The following is a 7,761-nucleotide window of genomic DNA, read 5'->3' on the forward strand; positions in this document are numbered from 1 at the left end:
AGGATTCTATTTGAAAAATATTAAGCAGACCTTGATAACCTCTATAACGATTCTCAAGGAGTTTATCTAGTCCTCCTTCAAGATATAAGGAACGATAACGATAAATAGTAGAAATATCTATACCCAAGCAATCAGCAACAAAAATAGGAGTATTGCCCATAGAAAGCATCAAAATGCAGGTAACTCGGGCATAATCCGAGCGACCTTGCAAGTTGCGTTGGAGCTTTCTAAGTTCCTCTATTTCTGTTGGTGACAGTGTTAGTTCCATAGACAGTGCAAAGATAATATATCTTTTATTTATTCGCAATCTAAAATTGTTTGAAATATTTTGCCAATCAAAAAAATATCCTTACCTTTGCGTCATTAATTTTTAAATGATAAAGTTATGTTGCATTTTTTCAAATCCATCAGAAGATCAGTAAAACACTGGTACATTCACCTTATTTTAGGGATTTTGTTCATTCTTTGTGGTATAGGAGTAATTATATCACCACAAGCTTCTTATCTTACCCTTTCAGTACTCTTTAGTCTCTCATTCTTAATATCAGGGATAACTGAGTCCTTCTTTGCCTTACAGAATACTAAAAATCTCAATGGTTGGGGGTGGTATTTGGTAAGCGGACTCATTTCATTGATAATGGGTATCTTTTTACTTATGTATCCTGCCCTATCAATGTTTATATTACCATTGGTAGTAGGTTTTACGTTGCTATTCCGTTCGTTTCAGCTACTTGGTTTTGCCTTCGAAGAAAAAGAAGCAGGCGTACTGAATTGGGGGAACTTAGCCATAGTGAGCGTATTGAGTATTATCCTCTCGTTCATTTTGATTGCTAATCCTATCTTTACAGGTATCTCATTAGTAGTATTCACAGGTTTAGCATTTATCTTCACAGGTATTTCATCTGTAATACTTTCGTTCAATCTGAAAAAGTTAAAAGGTTCTGCTCAAAAGTTATCAGATGATTTAAAGAACCGCATAGAAGACCTCGAAAAAGAAGTGAAAGAAGCTACGAAATAACAGCAAATTAGTAAAATACCACTGGCACAAGTCTATAGTTATACCTATGATTACAGAGCTATAGTGCTTTTTTGCAGAAAATACCTCCAAAGAATTAAATACTCTTTGGAGGTATTATGATTTTATAATTGACGCGCCTACGTCCAATATCCAGCACTCTTTTTAAGAGTTATCTTTATCTTATCTTTTATCTTCAGTAATTGGCATTATTGGCTTTGTGGTATTAAAAGAATACTCCATTGGTAAACCCATACCACCGCAATACCGTTTCGCCCCACAAGAGTATCATCAACCAACTGATAAACATCATCGTAATACCAAACTTGAAGGTGTCGCCCCCACTGCTGGCGCGAGCTTGTAGCTCGTGCCTACTACCCGCTGGCGCAAGCTTGCAGCTTGTGACCAATTCAAAATTCAGAATTCATAATTCCCCTTGATGGGCTAAACGTTCAACAACATATCTGATATATTATTCAAAACTTGAATAAGTGATTTTATACAAATATGAAAAAATATCATAATTAAAATGGAATAATAGGTCTCCAACCTCTAATATTATGACTTTATCATTGATAGATTTCTTAAAGTTCCACTCAATTTTATAACGTTCTAATTCCTTAATAAAAGTATCTATTCCATTGTTTTTTATTTTATTACCACCCGTTGTGCATTTTGATTTAAAAAAATAAAAAAAGTTGTTCATTTGATTAAAAAATCGTATGTTTGATTGAATTCCAAACAATTAAATATAATGAACAACTTGGAGCAAAGTTACAAAAAAATTCTTGAAGTATTATCAATATTCTCTCGAAAGAAACTAAATTAAAAGAGGATTAAAAGTAAACGTTATTTAGCTTTAACATCCTTACTGACAATCAAAAGGTTAAAAAATAGCGCCCTAAAAAAACTTCCTATTGAGAACTGTTTTGAGATAAATTCCTCAAAAAAGTTTAAAGACGTTTTTAAAAAAAATTGTTATTTCAAATAAAATGCTTATTTTTGCACACTAATAATTTAAATACAATAGTATATGTATAATTTATTAAAAGGAAAAAAAGGTATCATCTTTGGTGCCTTGGACGAAAACTCAATAGCTTGGAAAACAGCCGAACGCGTACATGAGGAGGGAGGACAATTTGTCCTTACCAATGCTCCTGTGGCTATGCGTATGGGAAAAATAAACGATTTAGCAGAAAAAACGGGAGCTCAAATAATCCCCGCTGATGCCACCAATATGGAAGACCTACAGAACTTAGTGGTCAAAGCCATGGAAATATTGGGTGGAAAATTGGACTTCGTGCTACACTCTATAGGGATGTCTGTGAATGTTCGTAAGAATATTCCTTACACTGAGTCCAACTATGAGTATTATGCCAAAGGATGGGATGTATCTGCTCTTTCCTTCCACAAAGTATGCCAGACCCTTCACAAGAATGACGCTATGAATCAGTGGGGTAGTATTGTCGCTCTTACTTATATTGCAGCTCAGCGTACTTTCCCTGACTACAATGACATGGCCGACAACAAGGCTTACTTGGAGTCCATAGCTCGTAGCTTTGGATATTTCTACGGAAAGGACAAAAAGGTTCGTATCAATACTATCTCTCAATCGCCTACCGCCACTACTGCTGGTCAAGGGGTGAAAGGTTTTGATGGCTTCATCACCTATGCCAATCTGATGTCTCCTCTGGGCAATGCCACTGCCGAGGATTGTGCTAACTATACAGTAAGTCTCTTCAGCGACCTTACCCGTATGGTTACTATGCAGAACCTATACCACGACGGAGGTTTCTCCAATGTAGGAGTAACTCCTGAGGTTATCGCTTCTATGAACAAATAATCCCTAAAGGATATACTACTAAAAACTATCATTACAAGCAATGATAGTTTTTAGTTTTTAGTCGTTGTACCCTGACAACTAAAAATTAAAAACTGAAAACTAAAAACTACCATGGAGCCTTTCAGCAAAGAAGTTTTTGATCTATTCCAACAAAAGTTAAAGGTAGGCAACCGGCGTGGTGTCCACCTCAATGCCATTGCCAATAACTCCCGCTATAAGTTCGACCTATCGCGACTTTCGGCTATTTTCAAGAGCCTTCCTGAGCGCTTTGTCTTGGATCTGCTCACCCTGAGAAATCTCAAGTTTTCTTTCTCCCTCTACGATACTCCTTCCACCGATATAGATCATCGTTCCTATAATACAGAATCTCAGGGGAAAAAACTCTTAGAGAGAGAGGACGACAAGGAGCAAAAAGGCAGTCCCAATGAAGGGAAAGATAGAGAAAGTCTCTTAGAAAAGCTCTCTACAAGTATGGACAACCTTATTTTTCAGAGTGAGGCTATCTTACAGGAGAGAGGGATCAATGCCTTGGGATTTGGTTTTCCTATCTTGGTCAGAAGAGACCTCACCGATGGTCAGATCACCGTGGCACCTGTTCTTATCTGGTCGGTCAGAATACGTCCCTCTTCTCAGATGAGTACTTGGGAGATCAGCCGAACCGAAGAGGATCCTATCTATATCAATGAGGTTCTGATCAATCACCTGCAGAATGACTCCCATATCACCATCCCTCCTATCCCTGAGGAGATGCTCGAAGATGGCAAAATTGATAAAAACGAACTTCACAAACTCTTAACTGAGCTCTTAGCACAGCTCAAAGTCAATCAAAATCTTGATTTCTTGGAGAATAACTATGCCGAAATCTCTCCTATCCGTTCCAAAGCCTATTACGAAGACCTACTCCCTGAAAGAGGACAAGCCCTTATAGAAAAAGCTGGACTATTCTCTCTTTTCGAAGTACAGAAACAAAATATTATCAATGATTACCAGACCCTGAAGGAGAGTTTTGAACCTAAGGAAATAACCCTAAAGGAAGATTTCCAATCTTTTTCCTCTGTAGCTACAGACCCCTCTCAACAGGAAATTTTAGAGGGACTCCGTACACAATCACGTATCCTTATACAAGGGCCTCCAGGAACTGGAAAAAGCCAAACCCTCACGGCGCTGCTGGTTAATGCTCTGGAAAACCAACAAAAAACACTGGTCGTTTGTGAGAAACAAACCGCTTTGGAGGTACTCTATAATACACTGAAAGAAAAAGGATTAGAAAAATATACTATCCTGATCAAAGACAGCATCACCGATCGAAAATTGGTGGTTGATGCCCTGAGAAACACCTTGGATAGCAATACCTTCAAGAATCCTGTAGAACCTTATCCGCTGTCCCTTCAAAAGGAACAAGTGGCAGAAATAAGCACCCTAAAGAATCAGATCAACCTACACCATTCCTTACTCTTCTCCCCTATCCTTTCCCAAGAGAATTGGACAGACCTCGCTGGAAAAATCCTTGAGTATGAAGGAATAAAAACCCCTATAGACCTCTCTTCTCTTCCATTAACCTATCAGGGAGAAGAATATGAGGGTATAAAAAAGATGCTTGAAAAAGCTCAAGAACGCTATATGCCCTTTGCCCCTTATAAGGAAAGCTATCTGTATAATGCCAAGACGCTCATTGAGAAATCTATTTCCCAAAGCCAACATTATATAGAAGAGGCCTTTGCCTCCTATAGGAGTCAATGGGAGCAGATTCTCTCTATATATCAGGACTATGAAAAAGAATATAAGAGATTGCGCCAAGAAGAGTTCTCTACTCAGATAGAAACGCTAAATGAATATATCAATGAGATAGAGACTCTCACTGCCATGCTCTCCCCCGATGCTGATCAGTACCATAGAGAAAGAACCAATAGCTTCTTCTACAGAATAGGTGCTTTATTTTCTTCCTCAAAAAAACAAGTCCTTAAGGAGCAGAAAAGGCTTTTATGGCTCTTTCAGGAAATCAAGAAAATAAGTGTCCACCCTAACTTTTCTTTTCTTTTCCTCTCTGATAATTTGTATTCGAACAAAGAAAATATACTTTCCTACCGAGGAGAAATAGAAAAAGCAAAGCAAAACTTTGAAGCAAATGTCTCCCAAGCTTTCGAAGCATTGGATGTATTGAACTTTTTTGAGAAAAAATACACCAACCCTACCTTTGAAAGGCTTCTTAGTGCGATTCATGCACTAAAGGAACAGATAAAAAAAGAGCATTATACCTCCTTTACCGATGTAGGAACGACCTTTTTCGAATTTCGAGATAGGATCATAGCGCTCCTTACCCAGCATGCTCAGTACCAAGAAGACAAGAACAATCCTTTCATGATAGGTTATGAGTGGTTTTCTTTCTATGAGCCTCTAAGTGACTTACACAAAAAATGTATAGGGCTGCTTGAGAGCGCCAAGGCCAACCATTGGGAGGCTTCTTTCCTACATGCTTACTACAAGGCTTTTTTACTCAAGAAATCAGGAGAAAACCCCGTTTTTCACCCAAGCACTTACGACGAATTAAGGAAGAAATTGAGAGGTTTCGCGCTTTCTCAGACGGAGATAATCCAAAGATATTGGGACAGTGCCCAGCGGCTTGCGGTCAAGAATTTTGAGACCTTGCACAAAGATCTCAGCGTAGCCAATCTATACAACAAGCGCAAGAGTGAAAAGCACAACCGGCTTCCTCTTAGGCAAATAGCCCAAAAAGATATAGACCTACTCACCTGTTTTTTCCCTATTATCCTCACCACTCCCGATACCTGTTGCAACCTTTTCCAAGGAACCTATTTTTACTTTGATTATGTTGTCTTTGATGAAGCCAGTCAGCTAAAATTGGAGGACAACCTACCGGCTATCCTCAAGGGAAAGACTGTAATCATAGCAGGCGATGAACATCAGATGCCTCCAAGCAATTATTTCAGTAAAATCTTCGAGGGCAACTACGAAGATGAGGACGATATGGAAGACGATGATGACCTCTTGGTCAAGAACTCCCTACTCTCGGTGGAGTCTTTGCTCGATTTTGCCCAAGAATATAAGTATGATAAGCATTATCTAAACTTTCACTATCGTTCCCGACACCCCTTCCTCATTGATTTCTCCAATGTAGCTTTCTACAGAGGGAAATTGCGCCCCATGCCCTCCTTAGCCCAATACACACCTATTGAGTTCTACCAAGTAGGCGGTACTTTCCACGAACATATCAATGAGCAGGAAGCTGAAAAAATCATTGATATTCTGCGAAATATCCCTGAAAAACCCGATGGTACCTATCCTTCTGTAGGAGTTGCCACCTTCAATATCACCCAGCGCAACTTTATCAGAAAGCGACTCCTTTCCTTGCGCAATGACCCTCGCGAAGAAGCCTTTGCTCAAAAGCTAAGCCTCTTGGAAGAAGCTGGACTCTTTATCAAAAACTTAGAGAATATACAGGGGGATGAGCGTGATATTATCCTTCTCTCGGTAACCTATGGTAAGAAGAAAGATGGCAAGTTCATACAGAGTTTCGGCCCTCTGAACCATCAAAAAGGGTACAAACTCCTCAATGTAATCATCACACGTGCAAAGGAGAAAATATATGTGTGCAACTCCATCCCTCAAGAGTTTTTCATGAACTATGCCGAAGCCTTAGCCCAAGAACAGTCCAATAACCGCCGTGCTGTCCTATATGCTTACTTGGCGTACTGCAAAGCCGTTAGTGAGAACAATGAGTCCGAGCGACAGAAAATATTATACTCCCTATCCCTATATGGGAATATAGAAAAAGAGAAGACCTCCTTGGGGCAACTCCTATTCAAAGAGGAAGTATTCTTGTATTTACAAGAAAAATTCCCTTCCCTCTCCCTAAGCAAGGACAAACCTTTTGGAGGATATACCATAGATGTTTTTATAGAAAGAGACAAGGGGCAACCCATTGCTATAGAGTGTCTTAGCAAGGAAATCTATCAGAATGAAATGGGATACTTAGAGGATATACACAAGGAACAGATCCTCAGCAAGGTAGGTGTCCTCTATATGCGTATCCATGCTAATATGCCTATAAAAAATTACCTAACAGCCCTTGAAAAACTCTTAGCAAACACATGAACCGAAAAGTCATACTCACCCAAGATGGTTCCTCTACCTTGGAGATAGAAGGATGGGACGAACACTATCATTCCACTCATGGAGCCATCACCGAAGCCTATCATGTATTCATCCACAATGGCTTAGCTCTATTTGAGGGAAAGGAAATACACCTTTTAGAAATAGGATTAGGAACTGGGCTCAATGCTTTTATCACTTTCTTAGAGCATGAGCGCTTAGGACAAACTCTCTTTTATGAAGGAGTCGAAGCCTACCCTCTCTTGGAGGAAGAGGTACAAAAACTCAACTATGTAGAGAGGCTACAAGTACCCGACAAAATGGATATTTTTTATAAGATACACCAATCTCCTTGGGGAACATTCCAAAAGCTCAGTGATTCCTTTTCTCTGAAGAAACGACAACAATTCTTTCAGGACATCGATGACAAGGAGCAGTTTGACCTTATTTATTTCGATGCTTTTGGAGCTCGTGTACAGCCCGAACTATGGACAATGCCTCTCTTTGAGAAAATGTATCAAGCCCTCAGAGAAGGAGGAATCTTGGTCACCTATGCCTCCAAGGGAAGTGCCCGAAGAGCCATGCAAGAGGTGGGATTCCAAGTAGAAAAACTCCCTGGTGCCATGGGAAAAAGAGAGATGGTCAGGGCTTACAAAAAATAAATTGAGGTATCAAAATAATTTAATATATTTGCACTCTGAAAATTAATGTATTATGGAATTATTTAAGGGACAAAGCCTCTTACGAGTTTACTGAACGTTAACAAATTAATGAAAAGAATTGTAGAGCGTTC

The 7,761-nt window shown here is 39.2% G+C and carries 6 protein-coding genes; 4 read left to right on the forward strand and 2 right to left on the reverse strand.

The features are described 5' to 3' along the window. Positions 1-268: helix-turn-helix domain-containing protein (locus CAPGI0001_RS05625; protein WP_040359786.1), on the reverse strand; the 268-nt coding region annotated here is incomplete at its 3' end. Between the two features lie 117 nt (positions 269-385). On the opposite strand from CAPGI0001_RS05625, the gene CAPGI0001_RS05630 reads away from it, so the two are divergent. Continuing rightward, entirely contained in the window at positions 386-1,018 is a 633-nt protein-coding gene (locus CAPGI0001_RS05630) for an HdeD family acid-resistance protein (RefSeq protein ID WP_002667641.1), read from the forward strand. Positions 1,019-1,241: 223 nt separating this feature from the next. Here the strand turns inward: CAPGI0001_RS05630 and CAPGI0001_RS12765 are convergent, their stop codons facing one another. Continuing rightward, positions 1,242-1,424: a hypothetical protein gene (locus CAPGI0001_RS12765; protein ID WP_081451922.1), complete on the reverse strand. Its 183-nt coding sequence runs from the start codon at positions 1,422-1,424 to the stop codon at positions 1,242-1,244. Between the two features lie 624 nt (positions 1,425-2,048). Between CAPGI0001_RS12765 and CAPGI0001_RS05640 the strand changes: the two genes are divergently transcribed. The 3 genes from CAPGI0001_RS05640 to mnmC2 all read left to right on the forward strand — a co-directional run bounded on the left by CAPGI0001_RS05640 (position 2,049) and on the right by mnmC2 (position 7,630). Beyond that, positions 2,049-2,858, forward strand: coding sequence for an enoyl-ACP reductase FabI (locus CAPGI0001_RS05640; protein WP_002667649.1), 810 nt, complete (start codon positions 2,049-2,051; stop codon positions 2,856-2,858). A gap of 111 nt (positions 2,859-2,969) precedes the next feature. Further along, entirely contained in the window at positions 2,970-6,971 is a 4,002-nt protein-coding gene (locus CAPGI0001_RS05645) for a DEAD/DEAH box helicase (protein WP_002667655.1), read from the forward strand. Beyond that, a complete protein-coding gene (mnmC2, locus tag CAPGI0001_RS05650) occupies positions 6,968-7,630 on the forward strand; it encodes a tRNA (5-methylaminomethyl-2-thiouridine)(34)-methyltransferase MnmC2 (RefSeq protein WP_002667647.1) in 663 nt (220 codons plus the stop codon). Before CAPGI0001_RS05645 ends, mnmC2 begins: the two co-directional genes overlap by 4 nt. The last annotated feature ends 131 nt before the right edge of the window (positions 7,631-7,761 follow it).

Source organism: Capnocytophaga gingivalis ATCC 33624, assembly GCF_000174755.1.
GTDB lineage: Bacteria > Bacteroidota > Bacteroidia > Flavobacteriales > Flavobacteriaceae > Capnocytophaga > Capnocytophaga gingivalis.

Coding starts and splice junctions, on each gene's coding strand:
- CAPGI0001_RS05645 (WP_002667655.1), top strand. CDS start 2,970: ATGGAGCCTTTCAGCAAAGAAGTTTTTGATCTATTCCAACAAAAGTTA.
- CAPGI0001_RS05630 (WP_002667641.1), top strand. CDS start 386: ATGTTGCATTTTTTCAAATCCATCAGAAGATCAGTAAAACACTGGTAC.
- mnmC2 (WP_002667647.1), top strand. CDS start 6,968: ATGAACCGAAAAGTCATACTCACCCAAGATGGTTCCTCTACCTTGGAG.
- CAPGI0001_RS05640 (WP_002667649.1), top strand. CDS start 2,049: ATGTATAATTTATTAAAAGGAAAAAAAGGTATCATCTTTGGTGCCTTG.